The organism is Streptomyces sp. NPDC006012 (genome assembly GCF_042871185.1).
Classification (GTDB): domain Bacteria; phylum Actinomycetota; class Actinomycetes; order Streptomycetales; family Streptomycetaceae; genus Streptomyces.
On sequence record NZ_JBIAIE010000015.1, the window covers coordinates 101656 to 118089 of the forward strand.

The following is a 16434-nucleotide window of genomic DNA, read 5'->3' on the forward strand; positions in this document are numbered from 1 at the left end:
TCTTGGGGCGCCGGGCGGTCACGGATTGACGGCGTGTTCGGTGAACCGGCCGCAGGCCCGGAAACCCAGCCGGCGGTAGACGGGTTCACCGTCGCCGGACGCTTGCAGGACAGCGACGCGCAGCCCCTCGGCCCGCGCCGTGTGCAGCGCGGCGAGGGTGACCGCCGTGCCGTAGCCGCGCCGTCGGTGACCGGCGAGGGTGGAGACGTTGTAGAGCCCGGCGACGCCCGCGTACGTGAAGACCTCGGCCGAGCAGACCGGACCGCCCGCCGCGTAGCCGACCAGGTAGCGGGCGGAGCAGTCCGCGGCGAGCGCCCGGAGCGCGGTCCGGGCGGAGAAACGGCGGACGGTCTCGGCGGGCGGACTCCAGTTCGCGGCGAGAACCGCCGCGTGGTCGCGAAGCTGCTCGGGCGTGGACACCAGTCGGATGTCGAGCCCTTCGGCGGCGGCCGGCGGCAGGGAGTCGTCCAGCCGCGCCCACATGGCCGTCTCCTCCTCGGCGACCGGCAGCCCGGCGGCGGACAGCCGCTCGGACAGGTCGGGCGGTGTCGAGTCGGGCCCCACCCACCAGGAGAAACGGCGCCCGGTGGCGGCCAGCGTCCGTACGGTGTCGGCGATGCGCGGGGCGGCGTCGTCCGGCGTGAAGCGCGCCGAGGTGACGATGTTGAATGTGTCGTCGTCCAGGCCGCTGTCCGCGACCAGGAGATCAGCGGCCTGTGTGACCGTGGCGCCGGCCAGCCCCCGGTGCAGGTGGCAGGCGTGCTCGGCGAGATTCCGCGCCATGCGGGAGGTCAGGTCGGCGGGGTCGGTGAAGTGAGCGTCCAGCGAGGTCACGGCGGTCGACTCCATCACGATCGCGCCGCAGGCGCATCCGATTTCCGGGTGCCGGACCGTGTGCCTCTTGCGCGCCTGACCGGGTGCCTTCCGGGTGCCGGACCGGGCGTCCTCCGGGTGCCGCGCCGTGTGTCTCCGCGGGTCGCCGCCCGGCTGTGCCTCGGCGAGACGACCGTCAAGACCCATCTGGGCCGCATCCTCGGCAAGCTGGACCTGCGGGACCGCGTGCACGCGGTGAGCTTCGCGTACGAAAGCGGTCTGGTCCGGGTGGGCGGCTGACCGGTCGCCGCGCGGGTGCCCGCCGGGGTGCGGCCGGGCAACGCGGGCCGCTACCGGCCACGGACGCGGTGGCCCGGCAGGTGCGCCGGAAAAGGGCTGCGGCCACGGCGGCCCGGTCTCGTAGTCTGACCCCATGCCTCGCTGGGATCTCCACCGCTACCGGGACGAAATCCTCACCCAGACCGATCTGTTGCGGGATCTGCTGGCCGGTGCCGATCCCACCGTCCACGTGCCCACCTGCCCGGAGTGGAACCTCGGACAGCTGGCGCGGCACGTGGGCGGTGCCCACCGCTGGGTGGAGACCATCGTCCGCACCCGGGCCACCGAACCGGTGTCCGACGCGCTCGTCAACGACGTCTTCGGCTACGGCGACGAGGACACGGTGCAGCTCGACGCCTGGCTCGCCGACGGGGCACGCCGGCTCGCGGACGCGTTCACCGACGCCGGTCCCGACACCCGAGTGTGGACCGTGGTGCCCGATCAGCCCTTGGAATTCTGGGCCAGGCGCATGCTTTTCGAGACCGTCGTCCACCGCGCCGACGCCGCCCGGACCCTGGGCGTCGGCCATGAGATCGACGCGGCCGTGGCCCGGGACGGCCTCGACGAGTGGATGTCCTTCGGCACGGTCCCCGAGGCGTACGACCCCGGAACCGACGAGCCCCTGCTCGGGGCCGGCCGTACGCTGCGCTGGTGCGCCGGCGACGATCCCGCCGGGGACTGGTTCGTCGACCTCACCGGTGACGTTCCCCGGTGGCGGCACGGGGGCGACGAGGCGGCGGTCACCGTCCGGGGGCCGGTCGCGGACCTGCTGCTGCTCGTCTATGGCCGGCCCGTCGATGAGCGGACCGAGGTGCGGGGCGACCGGGCCCTGCTCGACCTGTGGCTGCGGCGGACGGGCTGCTGGCTGCACGAGTGATCCGGCGCGGTCGAACCGGTGCCGGCCGCGCCGACCGACGTGTGCGACGTGCCGCGGACGTCCAGCCCGTCCGCACACCTCACGGGCACGACTTGGAGCAGCGCCGGGCGCCGGGCCGCGTAGGCGGTCCCGTACGGAGCGCGATCGGACCGCGGCACCGGCCCGCCGCAGGGGAGCGGCCGCTACGGCGGCGGTGTCGCCCGCAGCGCGCGCAGCACCGCCCAGACCACGGAGACGAGCGGGACCGCCACGACCGCACCGATCACGCCCGCGACGATCCCGCCTGCGATGACGGAGACGGCGACGGCCAGCGGGTGCAGCCGGACCGCCCAGCTCATCACCAGGGGGTGCAGCACATGGCCCTCCAACTGCCCGATGACGACGATGAGCACCAGGACCGCCGCCGCCGTGACGGGGCCGCGCCCGGCCAGCGCGACCACGGTGGCGACACCGAGCGCGACGGGCGAGCCCACCAGGGGCACGAACGCGGCGAAGAATTCGAGGAGGGCCAGCGGCAGCGCGAGCGGCACCCGGAGCAGGAGCAACGCGGCGCACACCAGTACCGCGTTGGTGGCGGCCACGATGATGATGCCGCGGGTGTAGCCGGCGAAGGTGTGCCACGCCGCCCGGCCCGCCAGGTCCCACCCGTCGCGGGCCCGGGAGGGCAGCAACTGGTCGCGCGCCCAGGCCCACAGCCGCTCGCCGGAATGGATGAAGAAGACTGACGAGAACAGCGCGAGGGCGATCCCGGTCACCACCTCGATGACCCTGCCGAGACCGCTGACGGCGCGGCTGAGCAGGCTCCCGCGGTGGGTGCTGAGGTAGTTCATCACCTGGCGCTGCAGGTCGGCGAGGCGGCCCCGGCCGAGCCGGAACGGGGGGTGCTGGAGCCACTCCTCGATCCGGTGGATGCCGCCGCGGAACTCGCCCGCCAGCTTCGCCGACTCGCCGGCCACCGCGTTTCCCACGAGCGCGAACAGCCCGAGTACGACCAGCGCGCTGCCGATGAGCGCGACGGCCACGCTCAGCGGACGCGGGAGCACCCGGCTCAGCAGGTCGGCGATGGGGCGCAGTACCGCGGTGAGGACGCACGCGACGAACAGGGCCACGGCGACGAGCTGGAAGCGGCCGAGGACGGTGAACAGGCCGTAGACGGTGAAGCCGACGAGGATGAGCCGCCAGGCGTAGGCGGCGGCGACCCGCAGCCACGGCACCGTCCACTCGGCCGCCGCGGTCGTCACCTCCCGCGGCCCGGACCGGGCGCGCAGGGGCAGCCGCACCGACCGCGCCGGCCTGTTGCCCAGGACCGCGCCCCGCGGCCCGCGCTCGCGGCCCGCGTCGCCCCTCCGTCTCTGATGACCAGTCATATCCAGAGCACGGTAAGCGCAAGCGGGACCGCTGACGGGGTGCAACGCGCCCGGACGGACCGGGCGGCACCGGCCCGGACGCCTGCCCGCACCGTGGGCTTGCCCGTATGCGTCACGACTTCGCCTCGTCCGATCCTACGAACTTCTCGCGCCGGGGCTTCCCCTCCCAGGTCTAATAGGAAACCTTCCTATCAATGCGTGGCAGGCGCCGAACCAGGCACCGAACCCCCCTACCCCCACCCTCGGTTGGAGTCCCTGATGCATCTCGGCCATGACGCAGCATCATCGACCGGCGTGTCCCGCCGGACGTTCGTCGCCCTGACCGGAGCCGCGGCGATCGGCGCCCTCGTCGCCGTACCCCGCGCCACCGCGGCGCCGGCGGCGACGGGCCTGGACGACCCGGCGAAGAAGGAGATAGCGATGAAGCTCGTGTCGAGCGCGGAGAACTCCTCGCTCGACTGGAAGGCCCAGTACAAGTACATCGAGGACATCGGCGACGGCCGGGGCTACACCGCGGGCATCATCGGGTTCTGCTCGGGCACCGGCGACATGCTCGACCTCGTGGAGCTCTACGCCGCGCGCAAGCCCGGCAACGTCCTCGCCAAGTACCTGCCCGCCCTGCGCGAGGTCGACGGCACCGACTCGCACGAAGGGCTCGACCCGAACTACCCGCGGGACTGGCGCACCGCCGCCCAGGACACGGTCTTCCAGCAGGCTCAGAACGACGAGCGGGACCGCGTCTACTTCAACCCCGCGGTGAGCCGGGGCAAGAGCGACGGGCTGCGGGTGCTCGGCCAGTTCGCGTACTACGACGCCATCGTCATGCACGGCGACGGGGGCGACGCCACCAGCTTCAGCAGCATCCGCAACCGGGCGCTGCGGTCCGTGAAGCCGCCGGCGCAGGGCGGCGACGAGACGGTCTACCTCGATGCCTTCCTCGACGCCCGGGTGTGGGCCATGAAGCAGGAGGAGGCGCACAGCGACACCAGCCGGGTCGACACCGCGCAGCGCGTCTTCCTGCGCGCGGGCAACCTGGACCTGAACCCGCCGCTGGACTGGAAGGTCTACGGCGACAGCTACCACATCGGCTGACCTTCGAGGGAACTGAGTGCGCTCGGAACGGGCACTCAGTTCCCTCTCGGGGCGTGGTCGTCCCGGATGCCCTCCAACTGCTGCACGATCTGCCACATGGGCGTGCTGCTGCGGGTGACCACGACGAGGGTCTCCCCGGTGTCGCTCCAGGTGCGGTGGACGAGGTCGAGGGCCCGGTCGATGCCCGCGGCGGCGTCGCCGCGGGCACCGGAGCGCAGCCAGGCGCGCAGCCCGTAGTTGTGCGCGGCCACCACGCTCGCGGCGACCGTGTACGCCCGGACGTCGCCGTCCGGCAGCGTCGCGAAGCGTCCCTTGAGGTAGTCGGCGAGGGCCCGCTCGTAGCGCCACACGACGGAGGTCTCGTGGGCCTTGAGCGCCGGCACCTTGCGGGTGAGCGCGTACCGCCGCACCGAGAACTCGGCGTTCTCCGCGTACATGCGCATGACCAGCCGGGCCGCCCCGCAGGCGCGCGCGACCGGATCGGGGTCCCGGGCCCCGTCGGCCAGATACGCGACCAGGTCTGCGAGGGCCCGCTCGTGGTCGGGGAAGACGACTTCCTCCTTGGTGGGGAAGTACCGGAAGAAGGACCGCCGGCCCACCCCGGCCCGGCGCGCGATGTCGTCGATGGTCGTGCCGTCGTAGCCGCGCTCCGTGAACAGGTCGAACGCGGCGGAGACGAGGAGGTCCCTGATGGGGGCCTTCTCCTGGTCGTCGGGGGTCCCGGCGCCGTCCGTCCCGGCGCGCGCCGGGACGCCGTCCGGGGTGTCGTCGCGCGTCGTGCCCTCGTGCTGCTGCTCCGCCATGACTCGAACGTACCTCTTCCCTTCCGACGTGGCACTCAATATGCATAATGAGGGTACTGAGTGCCACTCCAGGGGAGAGCTGATGTCGGACTTCGACCTGTACCGCCCGTCCGAGGAGCATGGGATGCTCCGTGACTCCGTGCGTTCGCTGGTGGAGGCGAAGATCGCGCCGTTCGCGGCGGCGGTGGACGAGGAGGCGCGTTTTCCGCTGGAGGCGCTGGAGGCGCTGGTGGCGAACGATCTGCACGCGGTGCATGTCCCGGAGGAGTACGGGGGTGCGGGTGCGGATGCGTTGGCGACGGTGATCGTGATCGAGGAGGTGGCCCGGGGGTGTGTGTCGTCGTCGTTGATTCCGGCGGTGAACAAGCTGGGGTCGCTGCCGGTGGTGCTGTCGGGGTCGGAGGAGCTGAAGCGGAAGTACCTGGGCCCGCTGGCGCGGGGCGAGGGGATGTTCTCGTACTGCTTGTCGGAGCCGGAGGCGGGTTCGGACGCGGCGGGGATGCGGACGCGCGCGGTGCGCGATGGTGATCACTGGGTGTTGGACGGGGTGAAGCGGTGGATCACGAATGCGGGGGTGTCGGATTTCTACACGGTGATGGCGGTGACGGATCCGGAGGCGCGGTCGCGGGGGATTTCGGCGTTCGTGGTGGAGAAGTCGGACGCGGGGGTGTCGTTCGGGGCGCCGGAGCGGAAGCTGGGGATCAAGGGATCCCCGACGCGTGAGGTGTATCTGGACGGGGTGCGGATCCCGGCGGACCGGATGATCGGCGCGGAGGGCACGGGGTTTTCGACGGCGATGCGGACGCTGGACCATACGCGGATCACGATCGCGGCGCAGGCGCTGGGCGTGGCGCAGGGGGCGTTCGACTACGCGAAGGGCTACGTGCGGGAGCGGCGGCAGTTCGGCAAGCCGGTGGGGGATTTCCAGGGTGTGCAGTTCATGTTGGCGGATATGGCGATGAAGATCGAGGCTGCGCGCCAGTTGACGTATGCGGCGGCGGCGAAGTCGGAGCGCGGGGACGCGGATCTGACGTTCCAGGGGGCGGCGGCGAAGTGTTTCGCGTCGGACGTGGCGATGGAGGTGACGACGGACGCGGTGCAGCTGCTGGGGGGTTACGGGTACACGCGGGACTATCCGGTGGAGCGGATGATGCGGGACGCGAAGATCACGCAGATTTATGAGGGGACCAACCAGGTCCAGCGAGTCGTCATGGCCCGCAACCTTCCGTGACCGGACCGTGGTAGCAGCAAGACGAGAGAAGATCGTAAAGCGGCCCTCCCCACGCCAGGGGAGGGCCGCGTCGATCTGCCTGTCAGACTGTGGGAGACGCTTGGGAGACCAACTTTCACAATCGCCGGACCGGGGACGGGACCGTACTCGCGCCGATCCGAGCCCGCCCGCAGCGATACCGCCCACGAACAGTCGGGTCAGCCAGCAGAAATGGTTGCTTACCTGTCAGGTCCCACAGGTCCCACAGGTCCCACAGGTCCCACAGGTCACACCTTCACCGCCCACACCGTGCCGCTGCCGTCGAGGAGCACGATCGAGTCGCCGCTCACGGCGGGAGCGCTCATGGACGTGCTGTCGAACCGGCCCGTCCAGAGCGTGCGGCCGTGCTCCACTCCGACGATCCGCGCACTGGTCCAGTGCTGGAACACTCGTGCCCGCTCGGTCCTCGCGAGCAGGGCGTATTTACCGGTGGTCCGCACGCTCGGCGCATCGGCGTGCCACCGTTCCTTGCCGTCGGCGGCGGCCAGGCACACCGGTCCCGACCCCGTTCGCAGGACGAACCCGCCCGGCACACTCGTCGTCCCCTGGGCCGGCAGGCCGGCCTCTTGGTACGTACGGCCGTAGGTCCAGAGCTGCTCACCGGTGAGTCCGTTCAGTGCGGTCGGCTTCCGGCGGGACCCCGCGGCCAGCGGAAGGAAAACCGTGGTGCCCGACACCAGTTCGTCGAGCGGCTGGAAGGTGTCGGTGCTGAGGAATTCCGGCAAGGTCTGCTGGAAGGGGCTCCGCCACATCACCGCGCCTGTGTCCGCCTTGCGGCAGACGAGGTCGACCGCCACTGTCTTGCCGGCCTCGTAAAAGAGCAGGCCCCCACCCAGGGGCTGCGCCAGGTCGCCATTCGGCTGGAATCCGGGGCGCGTCCACATCTGCTTGCCCGACTTGCCGAGAAGTGCGATTCCGTTCCCGCAGACGATCAGGTCGCCGGCCGGCATCCACGTGGTCTCGTACGGGGAGGACACGTCGGTCGCCCAACGCTGGCTGCCGGTGCGGGGATCGATTCCGACCACGTAGCCCTCCTCTCCAGTGATCAGCAAGCCGCTGGGGCGGTGCACATCCAGCCCCATGGCGCTGTTGGAGACCGACTTCTGCCACCGGCGCTCGCCGGTGGCAGCGTCGAAGGCGTCCACCTGTCCGCCTTTGTTGTCGGAGTCCCGGGTCAGGGCGAGCAGCGTGCCGCCGACGACCGTGAAGCGTGCTTCCCGGGCCCAGGCCCGGTTGAGGGACACCTTCCACAGGGGCTTACCGGTGGCAAGGTCAAAAGTGTGGAGCGCAGCCGTCTCCTTGTAGTAGTGGCCTGCGGCCACATGACACCGGCCGTCGGCCAGGACGGTGCTCGGGCCGTCGGAGTTGATCAGGTCGACGTCTGCGATCTTCTGCGACCAGGCGACCGGGTCCCGCTTGGGTTCGCCGGTCAGGTACACGGCCGACACCCCTCCGGCGACCGTGACCGCGGCGAGACCCGATCCCCTCATGAGCAGGCTGCGCCGGCTCATGCCTGTTCCATCGGACGGCCCGGCCGGCGCCTGAACCGTAGGTGCCGCCGCGACATCGTCGGACACGGAGGCAGCCGCAGGCGCCGGGCTCGCCCCGTGCTCCTCTCGGGCGGCCACGGTGGGCGTGTAGCGAGGGGCCGCGGGTTGGGCCTGCCGCACACCACCGAGGCGCCGCAGCTCGTCGGCAAGAACGGCGGCCGATTCGTATCGCTCACCCGGGTCCTTGGCCAGCAGCCGAGCGACCAGGCGGTCCCACGAAGCGGAGACACCGGGCACGCGGCTGCTCGGCGCCGGTGGCAGATCGTGAAGGTGCGCCGTGACGTACCCGAGGGTGTCCGGGGCGTCGAACGGCAGCCGCCCGGTGAGCAGTTCGAACAGCACACACCCGAGGGAGTACAGGTCACTGCGCTGCTCTGGGCGCCCGCGGGCTTGCTCCGGTGCCATGTACGCGGCCGTGCCCACCATGAACCCGGTGTGGGTCAGCCGGTCACCGGTGGCCGAGGCGTCGGCGGCGCGGGCGATCCCGAAGTCGAGCACCTTCAGGTGGCCCGAGGCCGCGACGAAGAGATTCGCGGGCTTGATGTCGCGGTGCAGGATGCCGGCGGCATGCGCCTCGCCCAGGGCGTCGCACACCTGCGCCCCCCAACGCGCCACCTCCTCCTCGCCGCTGGGTCCGCGCCGGACAACGGCGTCCAGACCCTCGCCCCGGAGCAGTTCCATCACGAGGAACGGCGTCGTGCCCTGGCCGGTGGCTGCCTCACCGAGGTCGTGGACGGTCACGATATGCGGATGCTGCAGAGCGGCGGTGATCCGCGCCTCCCGCAGAAACCGGGCCCGCGCCTCGTCGGCCCGACTGCCGCCGCCCGCAAGGACCGAGATCACCTTGACCGCGACCGGCCGCCGAAGACTGGCGTCCTGCGCCTCCCACACCTCCCCCATCCCGCCGCGCCCCAGCGGGCGCACCAGGCGGTAGCGGTCAGCAAGTATCAGATCCCGGTCGTCCACAGCCCAAAATCCCCCGGCGGTAAGCGGTTTTCACTTGGCAGCGCTGATCGTAGACCGCGCCCGCCGATGGCACATGACCCGGGCGACGGTAGACAACGCCGGTCAGTTCTCTTGCAGGAACGCACTGGGCCCACCGTCTGACAACACACCCGGAACAGCCGAACGTGACGTCAGCCCGCGTATCTCTTCGCGGCGGCGGCCAGCCCGGGCTGGAGGCGCCGGGCCGCCGCCAGATGGTCGGCTGTCCAGATGACGCGGACCGCCGTGTCGGAGGCCCGCCCGTGCTCGTCCAGCAGATCGCCGCGCACGGACTCGACCAGACCCGCCGCGACCTCCCGGCCGGGCGGCAGCGGTTCGGGCACCGGGTGCCCGTCGTCCAGGCCCGCGGCCAGCTCCCGGTACCAGCCGGTCACCCGGTCGGCCGAACGGAGCAGCACGAGCCGGGTGGCGGCCCGGTCGGTCCCGGCGGGCGGGTCGCCGGCCCGCCGCCACAGCCCCAGCACCGCGTCCGCGGCCAGGCGCAGTCCGACGATGCCGGTGACCAGCGTGGTCATGTCGGCCAGCGGGACCGGTTTGGGTCCGCGCTCGGCGAGATAGCTGCGGAAGGCGTCGTCGAGCCGCCGGGCCGACGCGGCCGCCCGGCGGCCCGCATCCAGCGGGGCACCGGAGGCGACCGCCGGCCTGCCGCACCTGCCCACGGCGTACTCCACCGCTTTCGCCAGATAGCGGGCGCTGTCCGTGTACGCGGTGGCGAGTGCCCGGTCCACGGCGGCCGCGGCGCCACGCGGCCAGAAGAACAGCCCCACCAGCACGCTCACCGTGCAGCCGAGGGCGATGTCCTGGGTGCGCAGCAGCGCGATGTGCCAGTCGGGATCCCTGCCGATGTTGAACAGCACGACCAGTGTCACCGTGAAGGCGGCCTGACCCGCCGTGAAGGAGACGGCGGCCGGGGCCACACCGGCGACGAACACGGCGAGCGGCAGCAGCAGCCACAGCGCGGTGCCGTGGTGGCCGATGACCTGCAGCAGTCCCGTACCGACGAGCGAGCCCGCGATGGTGCCGGCGAGGGCACGGATCGCGTTCTGTCCCGTGCTGAGCGCGTTCGACCGCAGCACCGACAGCGTGCCGAGCAGCACCCAGAACGAACGCTGCACGCCCGTCAGGTCGGCCAGGGCGACGGCGATGCCGAGCCCCAGGGCGCCGCGCAGGCTGTTGTGCAGCCAGACCGAGTGCCGCTGGAGATGGGCGGCGGCCCGCTCCCAGGCGGCGGCAAGCGGCTCGGTCAGTGCCCAGGGCTCGCTGCCGAGCAGCCGTTCGCGCCAGCTCCGCCGCTCCGCCGCCGCGGCCACCTGGACGTTGCAGGCGATCTGCAGGGTCGCGAACCCCAGCTCCTGCGCGCGGAAGGACACGTCCAGGGTCCCGAGGAAGGCACGGACCTCGGACTCGGTGCCGGGCGGGTGGTGCACGGGCAGCCGGGTGGTGGCGCCGCGCTCCAGGTCCCGCAGGGACTTGCGGAGATCGCTCACGGCGGCGGGCAGCGCGTCCGGTGCGGCACGTGGCTCGGTGAGCAGGGCGGCGGCCAGGTCGAGGGCCGTGGCGGCGGCCCGCAGCACGGCGTGCGCCTCCGCTTCGCAGTCAGGGCAGTCGGCGGCGGGCTGTGCGCAGTGCCCCACGATGGCGGTGAGCCAGGTCAGCTCGTCGACCAGGCGGACGACGGCGCGCGAGCCGACCGACAGACCGGTGGGCCGGTAGGGAGTCGCGTCGAAGGCGGAGCGCAGTTCCGAGGCCGCCGCGGCGGTCTGCGCGCCGAGCCGGTCGTAGTGCCGCTTCGTCGGTGCCTCCGGCACCCCGGCCGACCGGGCGACACGGGCCCGCAGCTGCGCCGCCGCCGCACGGCACACCCGTGCGGCCGGCGCGCTGAGCGGGTCCGCGACCGGCCGGGGCCACAGCAAGGAGATCGCGAGCAGGGCGGCCAGCGCCGCGAGCCCCGCCCCGGCCAGCCGGACCGGAAGCTGGGACAACGGCACAGGCGAGGTCACGGGAAGGACGAACGCCAGCAGCAGCGCGGTCGTCGCGCCCGCCAGCACGGAGCTGACGACACCCGAGAACAGGATCAGGAAGCCGATCACCACCATGACGGCCACCGCGAGCCAGGTCACCCCGGCCACCAGCGTGCCCAGGCAGATCAGCACCGCCCAGGCCGCCGCCAGACCGAGCTGCGCCCGCAGCCGCTGCACCATCGGGCCGGAGAAATCGACCAGCAGCAGCATCGAGAAGGACCCGAAGGCGGCGAAGGTCGCCATCTGGGAGGAACCGATCACCTGGTTGCACAGCGCGAACAGGGCGGGCATGACCAGGGCGGCACGCCCGGCCCGACGGGTCGCCGCGAGATCCGGATCGTGCGCGCGCAGCCATGTCATGAGCCTCGTCGGCCGGGCGCCGCCCAGTGTTCCCATAGGCTCGCGCACCTCCTGCGGCCGGCCCGCCCGCCTGCCCCGTAGACGCCAGTATCGGCCACACGCTCGACGGACACCCGGTGTGCCGTGCCGGACCGCCGGGCCAGGGACCGTGCGCACCGACCGCCACGGCGGCCCCGGAAACAGCGTGCCGGGCCGTCCGCCCAGCCGGTGCACCGGCCGCTTTGCCCGCTGTCGTCGGTGCTTTCGGGCGCCGTATTTTCCGCCCGTCGCCGTCCGTACGTCCCGGCGCTGTACGTTCCCGCCCGTCATCGCCTCTACCTTTGATCTTGGCCAGTGTTCCGGCCTTCAGGCGGGATGGTGAAGGCCATCTCAAAATAGGTGTGACCCGCACTGAAGCACGGGTCAGCACTGTTTACCTCAGCCCACGGGGCGTTTCTGCCGCTCGATGTACTGCTGTACGACGGTCAGGGGCGCCCCGCCGCAGCTTCCGGCGAAATAGGAGCCGGACCAGAAGTGTCCGCCCCACAGGTACCGGCGTACGTGCGCGTCGTACTCCTTGCGCAACAGGCGGGCGGAGACGCCCTTGAGGGAGTTGACCAGCTTGGAGAGCTGGACCTTCGGCGGGTAATGCACGAGCAGGTGTACGTGATCCTCCTCTCCGTTGAACTGTTTCAGGTCGGCCTCGAAGTCCGTACAGACCTCTCGCATGATCTCTTCGCAGCGCGTCAGCATGGCGTCCGTCATGGCCTTGCGCCGGTACTTGGTGACGAACACCAAATGCACGTGCAGGTTGTAGACGACGTGACGTCCGGTGCGTACGTCAGGGTTGGGATTCCAGCGTGGTGACATAAACCAACAGTGTATAGTGATCGTTATGAGCGAACTCGGCCTGGTGACAAGGCAGTTCGGGCACCGTGCCCGACTGGCGCCCAGCCCCGCCGAGATCCGCATCCTCGATGACCAAGCGCATGCGGCCCGCACCATGTGGAACTGCCTCCACTCCTGGTGGACGATGACACCGAAGAGCGACACGAAGCTGTCTCTCGCCGATGCGGCGATCCGGCAGGCCCGCAAGGACCTCGATTACCTCGCCGTGCTGCCCGCCCAGGCCGCGCAAGCCGTCTTGAAGACATACCTGCGCGCGTGGGTCAACTGCTGGGAAGGACGAGCCGAGGAGCCCGCCTACAAGGGGCGGTTCCGCTCCGTGATGTCCGTGGACATCCCGCAGGGCCGCGACCTGAACATCACGCGGGTGCACCGCCGGTGGGGCATGGCCAGCATTCCCAAGGTCGGCCGGGTCCGTTTCCGCTGGACCAAGGATCTCCCTGTCGGGAAGAGGGCGAACAAGGAGAACCTGATCACCGGCGGCCGCCTCGTCAGGGACGCGTTGGGCTGGCACATCGCCTTCCGCGTGCAGACCCTCGAACGTGCCCCCGAGCCCCACCAGGGGCCGGAGGTCGGCATCGACGCCGGAGTCAACATCCCCCTCGCCCTGTCCAACAAGGACCACCAGGACCACGGCCGCCCGCCGCGCCTGCCGAACGGTGACTCCGACCGCGACAAGTGGCTCACCCCGAAGGAGAAAGCCAAGCTCCTCCGCCTGGAGCAGCAGGCCGCACACCGCAAGACGTTCCGCAAGCGCGGAGAGAAGCCCTCCAGGCGTTTGCAGCACACCTACGACCAGATCAAGCAGCTCCGAGCAAAAGCCACGCGACGAGCCTTGGACTGGCAGCACAAGACCACCACGTATCTCGCCCGCACGTACGGCGTGCTGGTGGTCGAACAGCTCAACATCCTCGGCATGGCCAAGAGCCCGGCCCCCAAGCCCGACCCTGAGCAGCAGGGCGCGTTCCTGCGCAACGGGGCCAGGGCGAAGGCCGGACTCAACCGCTCCATCGCCCAGGAGGCATGGGGGCGGACCGTGACGATGCTGACGTACAAGACCGCCCGGTACGGCGGCCAGCTCGTCAAGGTTCCCGCCCCGCACACCTCCCAGCGGTGCTCAGCCTGCGGATTCACCACCCCCGGCAGCCGAGAGAGCCAGGAACTGTTCGCCTGCAAGAACCCCGACTGCGGCTGGACGGCGAACGCCGACTGGAACGCGGCCCGGAACATCTTGCACCTGTACCGGATCGGCCACGTCACTGTGGAGGTCCCGGCCGCCGGAAGGCGCGGTCGCAGGGCGGGTAAAACCGTCAAGCCTGTCGCCGCAAGGTAGACAGGAATCCCCTTCCTGAGCTTGCGAAGGGAGGGGAGAGCTTCAATTCCCCGTGCTGTACGTTCCCGCCATCGTCCGTACCTCCGCCCGCAGTCCGTTCCCGCCCGCGCAACCGAGACCTCCGCCCGCACGGACCCGCACGGTCGTCAGGACCGTGTTCCGCCGACGGCCCGCATCTTCCGGCCCGCACCCACAGGAGCCCTCCGTGACGTACGACATCAGCGCCCTCCGTGCCGAGTTCCCCGCCCTCGACGCGGGGATCGCCCACTTCGACGGACCCGGCGGCACCCAGACCCCCCGGGCCGTCATCCGGGCCATCGGCGACGCGCTGGCACAGCCCCTCTCCAACCGGGGCCGCCAGACGCCGGGGGAGCGCAACGCGGACGCCCTGGTCACCGGGACCCGTCAGGCCATGGCCGACCTCCTCGGCGCGCAGCCGTCCGGGATCGTCTTCGGGCGCAGTGCCACCCAGCTCACGTACGACTTCTCCCGTACGCTCGCCGCGACCTGGTCGCCCGGGGACGAGGTGGTCGTCACCCGCCTGGACCACGACGCCAACATCCGCCCCTGGGTCCAGGCCGCCGCGCGGGCCGGTGCCACCGTGCGCTGGGCCGACTTCGACCCCGCCACCGGCGAACTGGCCGTGGACGACATCCGTGCCGTGCTCTCCGGGCGCACCCGGCTGGTCGCCGTCACCGCCGCCTCCAACCTGATCGGCACGCGTCCCGCGATCGCCGAGATCTCCCGCCTGGCGCACGACGCCGGGGCACTCACCTACGTCGACGGCGTCCACCACTGCGCCCACTCGCTGGTCGACCTGGCGCGGCTCGGCGCGGACTTCTTCGTGTGCTCGGCCTACAAGTTCCTCGGCCCCCACCACGGGGTCCTCGCCGCCCGGCCGGAACTGCTGGAGAGCCTGCGCCCCGACAAACTGGAACCCTCCACCGACGTGGTCCCGGAGCGGTTCGAACTGGGCACGCTGCCCTATGAGTTCCTCGCGGGCACCAGGGCGGCCGTCGACTTCCTCGCCGGCCTCGACCCGCATGCCGCGGGGTCGCGGCGCGAGCGCCTGGCCGCCGCGTTCGTGGCCCTGGAGGGGCACGAACGGACGCTGCGCGCCCGGATGAACAAGGGGCTGTCCCAGCTCGACGGCGTCACCGTGCACTCCCGGGCCGCGGACCGCACCCCCACCCTGCTGCTGACGTTCGAGGGCCGTAGCACGGCGGACGCCTACCACTTTCTCGCACAGCGCGACGTCCACGCACCGGCGGGATCGTTCTATGCCGTCGAGGCCTCCCGTCGCCTCGGCCTCGGCGACACCGGCGGTCTGCGCATCGGGCTCGCGCCCTACAACGACACGGAGGACGTCGACCGGCTGCTGACCGGGCTGGCCGAGTACCTGGCCGGCTGAGCCGACCCGCGGGGCGCGGGGCGACCGCGGGGGCGCGGGCGGCGTCCAGCGGCGTGGCATGCGAGGACGTGGCAGGCTCGATGGTGAGCCTGCCCGGCGTACAGCGCCGGTGCGCTGGTCGGCCCCGTGTCCCTGGAGGCGGATATGACCGTGAGCCGGATCGGCCTGGTCGTCCACGGCGGACGCGCACAGGCCGCACAAGCCGCCAGGACCGTCCGCGAGTGGTGCGCCGAGCACGATGTGCGCTGTGCGGACATCGATGTGTGGCACGACGGCGGGCGGCACAGTGCCGCCGATGAGATCGCAGCCGCAGGCGATCCCGATCTCATCGTGACCCTGGGCGGCGACGGCACTTTTCTGCGCGGCGCCCGGCTGGCGGCGAAGCACGACGCCCTGATCCTCGGCGTCGACCTCGGCCGGGTCGGCTTCCTCACCGAGGTCCCCGCCCCGGCCGTGCGCTCCGCTTTGGACGCCGTACAGAACGGGCGGATCAACGTGGAGAACCGCATGCTGCTCGCCCTGCGGGCGTCGTGCAGCCTTCAGGTGCCCGTCGGCATGGAGGCCCTGCTGCGGTACGGCCGCGGGCCCCTGCTGCCACCGCCCCGGGTGCGGATCGAGTGCGAGAGCGGGGACGAGTGGGGCGTCGCCCTGGACGTCACCGCGCTGAACGACGTCGTACTGGAGAAGCTCGCCCGGGACCGGCAGGTGTCGGTGGGCGTGTATCTGGCCGGCCGGCTCCTGGCGTCCTACTCCGCCGACGCGCTCCTGGTGGCCACCCCCACGGGCTCGACCGCCTACAGCTTCGCCGCGGGCGGTCCCGTCGTCTCACCGCGCGCGGACGCTCTGATCTTCACGCCGGTCGCCCCGCACATGGCGTTCAACAGGTCGGTCGTCGCCGCGCCCGACGAACCCATCGCGCTGCGCGTGCTCGAACGTTCGGGCCGGGCCGCCGTCAGCATCGACGGTCAACTGCGCGGCGTCCTCGACCCGGGGGACTGGATCGGCGTGTACGCGTCCCCGCGCCGCCTCCGGGCGGTCCGGCTGGGCTCGATGGACTTCTACGGCCGGCTGCGCGACCGCATGAACCTCACCGACGCGCCGGCCGCGCTCGCCGACGGCTCCGCCGCCCCGCTCTGGCCGATCACCTCGCCGCCACCTCGTGACCTCGCACATCTCGCGCTGCCGCGCGTGGCCACGAGCGGCCCGCCCACGATCGGCCCGACGTCCTGACGGTGTGTACCGTGCGCCTGCGATCGCGGAGGCCCGTCGTCCTGACGGTGTGAACCGTCCGCCCGTCTCACCGGCCCG

Annotated in this window: 13 protein-coding genes; 7 read left to right on the top strand and 6 right to left on the bottom strand. The window is 71.6% G+C overall.

The window, feature by feature from the left end:
• Window positions 1-18: 18 nt before the first annotated feature.
• Window positions 19-783, bottom strand: coding sequence for a GNAT family N-acetyltransferase (locus ACFYPJ_RS24550; protein ID WP_389021189.1), 765 nt, complete (start codon window positions 781-783; stop codon window positions 19-21).
• A 180-nt stretch (window positions 784-963) separates the two neighbouring features.
• Between ACFYPJ_RS24550 and ACFYPJ_RS24555 the strand changes: the two genes are divergently transcribed.
• On the top strand, window positions 964-1113 hold the full coding sequence (locus ACFYPJ_RS24555) for a response regulator transcription factor (RefSeq protein ID WP_389020960.1): 150 nt from the start codon (window positions 964-966) through the stop codon (window positions 1111-1113).
• Window positions 1114-1246: 133 nt separating this feature from the next.
• Window positions 1247-2029 carry a maleylpyruvate isomerase family mycothiol-dependent enzyme gene (locus ACFYPJ_RS24560; RefSeq protein ID WP_389020963.1) on the top strand — a complete coding sequence of 261 codons (783 nt, stop codon included), beginning with the start codon at window positions 1247-1249 and terminating at the stop codon, window positions 2027-2029.
• Between the two features lie 182 nt (window positions 2030-2211).
• On the opposite strand, the gene ACFYPJ_RS24565 is transcribed toward ACFYPJ_RS24560, so the two are convergent.
• Window positions 2212-3396, bottom strand: a complete 1185-nt coding sequence (locus ACFYPJ_RS24565) for an AI-2E family transporter (protein WP_389020966.1) — start codon at window positions 3394-3396, stop codon at window positions 2212-2214.
• Window positions 3397-3654: 258 nt separating this feature from the next.
• Here ACFYPJ_RS24565 and ACFYPJ_RS24570 point away from each other — a divergent pair, with 258 nt between their 5' ends.
• Window positions 3655-4488 carry a chitosanase gene (locus ACFYPJ_RS24570; RefSeq protein ID WP_389020969.1) on the top strand — a complete coding sequence of 278 codons (834 nt, stop codon included), beginning with the start codon at window positions 3655-3657 and terminating at the stop codon, window positions 4486-4488.
• A gap of 35 nt (window positions 4489-4523) precedes the next feature.
• Here ACFYPJ_RS24570 and ACFYPJ_RS24575 read toward each other — a convergent pair whose 3' ends face one another.
• Window positions 4524-5180, bottom strand: coding sequence for a TetR family transcriptional regulator (locus ACFYPJ_RS24575; RefSeq protein WP_389021192.1), 657 nt, complete (start codon window positions 5178-5180; stop codon window positions 4524-4526).
• Between the two features lie 193 nt (window positions 5181-5373).
• Between ACFYPJ_RS24575 and ACFYPJ_RS24580 the strand changes: the two genes are divergently transcribed.
• Window positions 5374-6522 carry an acyl-CoA dehydrogenase family protein gene (locus ACFYPJ_RS24580; RefSeq protein ID WP_389020972.1) on the top strand — a complete coding sequence of 383 codons (1149 nt, stop codon included), beginning with the start codon at window positions 5374-5376 and terminating at the stop codon, window positions 6520-6522.
• Between the two features lie 266 nt (window positions 6523-6788).
• Here the strand turns inward: ACFYPJ_RS24580 and ACFYPJ_RS24585 are convergent, their stop codons facing one another.
• The 3 genes from ACFYPJ_RS24585 to tnpA all read right to left on the bottom strand — a co-directional run bounded on the left by ACFYPJ_RS24585 (window position 6789) and on the right by tnpA (window position 12346).
• The gene (locus ACFYPJ_RS24585; RefSeq protein WP_389020975.1) at window positions 6789-9077 is read right to left on the bottom strand and encodes a PQQ-binding-like beta-propeller repeat protein; all 2289 of its coding nucleotides are present in this window, start codon (window positions 9075-9077) and stop codon (window positions 6789-6791) included.
• 170 nt (window positions 9078-9247) lie between these two features.
• The gene (locus tag ACFYPJ_RS24590; RefSeq protein ID WP_389020978.1) at window positions 9248-11533 is read right to left on the bottom strand and encodes an FUSC family protein; all 2286 of its coding nucleotides are present in this window, start codon (window positions 11531-11533) and stop codon (window positions 9248-9250) included.
• Between the two features lie 381 nt (window positions 11534-11914).
• A complete protein-coding gene (gene tnpA / locus ACFYPJ_RS24595; RefSeq protein ID WP_389020981.1) occupies window positions 11915-12346 on the bottom strand; it encodes an IS200/IS605 family transposase in 432 nt (143 codons plus the stop codon).
• A 25-nt stretch (window positions 12347-12371) separates the two neighbouring features.
• Here tnpA and ACFYPJ_RS24600 point away from each other — a divergent pair, with 25 nt between their 5' ends.
• The 3 genes from ACFYPJ_RS24600 to ACFYPJ_RS24610 all read left to right on the top strand — a co-directional run bounded on the left by ACFYPJ_RS24600 (window position 12372) and on the right by ACFYPJ_RS24610 (window position 16356).
• Complete coding sequence (locus tag ACFYPJ_RS24600) at window positions 12372-13715, top strand: RNA-guided endonuclease InsQ/TnpB family protein (protein ID WP_389020984.1); 1344 nt, start codon at window positions 12372-12374, stop codon at window positions 13713-13715.
• 205 nt (window positions 13716-13920) lie between these two features.
• Window positions 13921-15126, top strand: coding sequence for a cysteine desulfurase-like protein (locus ACFYPJ_RS24605; protein ID WP_389020987.1), 1206 nt, complete (start codon window positions 13921-13923; stop codon window positions 15124-15126).
• Window positions 15127-15270: 144 nt separating this feature from the next.
• Window positions 15271-16356, top strand: a complete 1086-nt coding sequence (locus ACFYPJ_RS24610; RefSeq protein ID WP_389020990.1) for an NAD(+)/NADH kinase — start codon at window positions 15271-15273, stop codon at window positions 16354-16356.
• Window positions 16357-16434: the final 78 nt, after the last annotated feature.

Bases quoted from the DNA above. Each gene is read 5' to 3' on its own strand.
- ACFYPJ_RS24560 (WP_389020963.1), top strand. From the start codon at position 1,247: ATGCCTCGCTGGGATCTCCACCGCTACCGGGACGAAATCCTCACCCAG.
- ACFYPJ_RS24590 (WP_389020978.1), bottom strand. From the start codon at position 11,533: ATGGGAACACTGGGCGGCGCCCGGCCGACGAGGCTCATGACATGGCTG.
- tnpA (WP_389020981.1), bottom strand. From the start codon at position 12,346: ATGTCACCACGCTGGAATCCCAACCCTGACGTACGCACCGGACGTCAC.
- ACFYPJ_RS24565 (WP_389020966.1), bottom strand. From the start codon at position 3,396: ATGACTGGTCATCAGAGACGGAGGGGCGACGCGGGCCGCGAGCGCGGG.
- ACFYPJ_RS24550 (WP_389021189.1), bottom strand. From the start codon at position 783: ATGGCGCGGAATCTCGCCGAGCACGCCTGCCACCTGCACCGGGGGCTG.
- ACFYPJ_RS24600 (WP_389020984.1), top strand. From the start codon at position 12,372: ATGAGCGAACTCGGCCTGGTGACAAGGCAGTTCGGGCACCGTGCCCGA.
- ACFYPJ_RS24610 (WP_389020990.1), top strand. From the start codon at position 15,271: ATGACCGTGAGCCGGATCGGCCTGGTCGTCCACGGCGGACGCGCACAG.
- ACFYPJ_RS24580 (WP_389020972.1), top strand. From the start codon at position 5,374: ATGTCGGACTTCGACCTGTACCGCCCGTCCGAGGAGCATGGGATGCTC.
- ACFYPJ_RS24570 (WP_389020969.1), top strand. From the start codon at position 3,655: ATGCATCTCGGCCATGACGCAGCATCATCGACCGGCGTGTCCCGCCGG.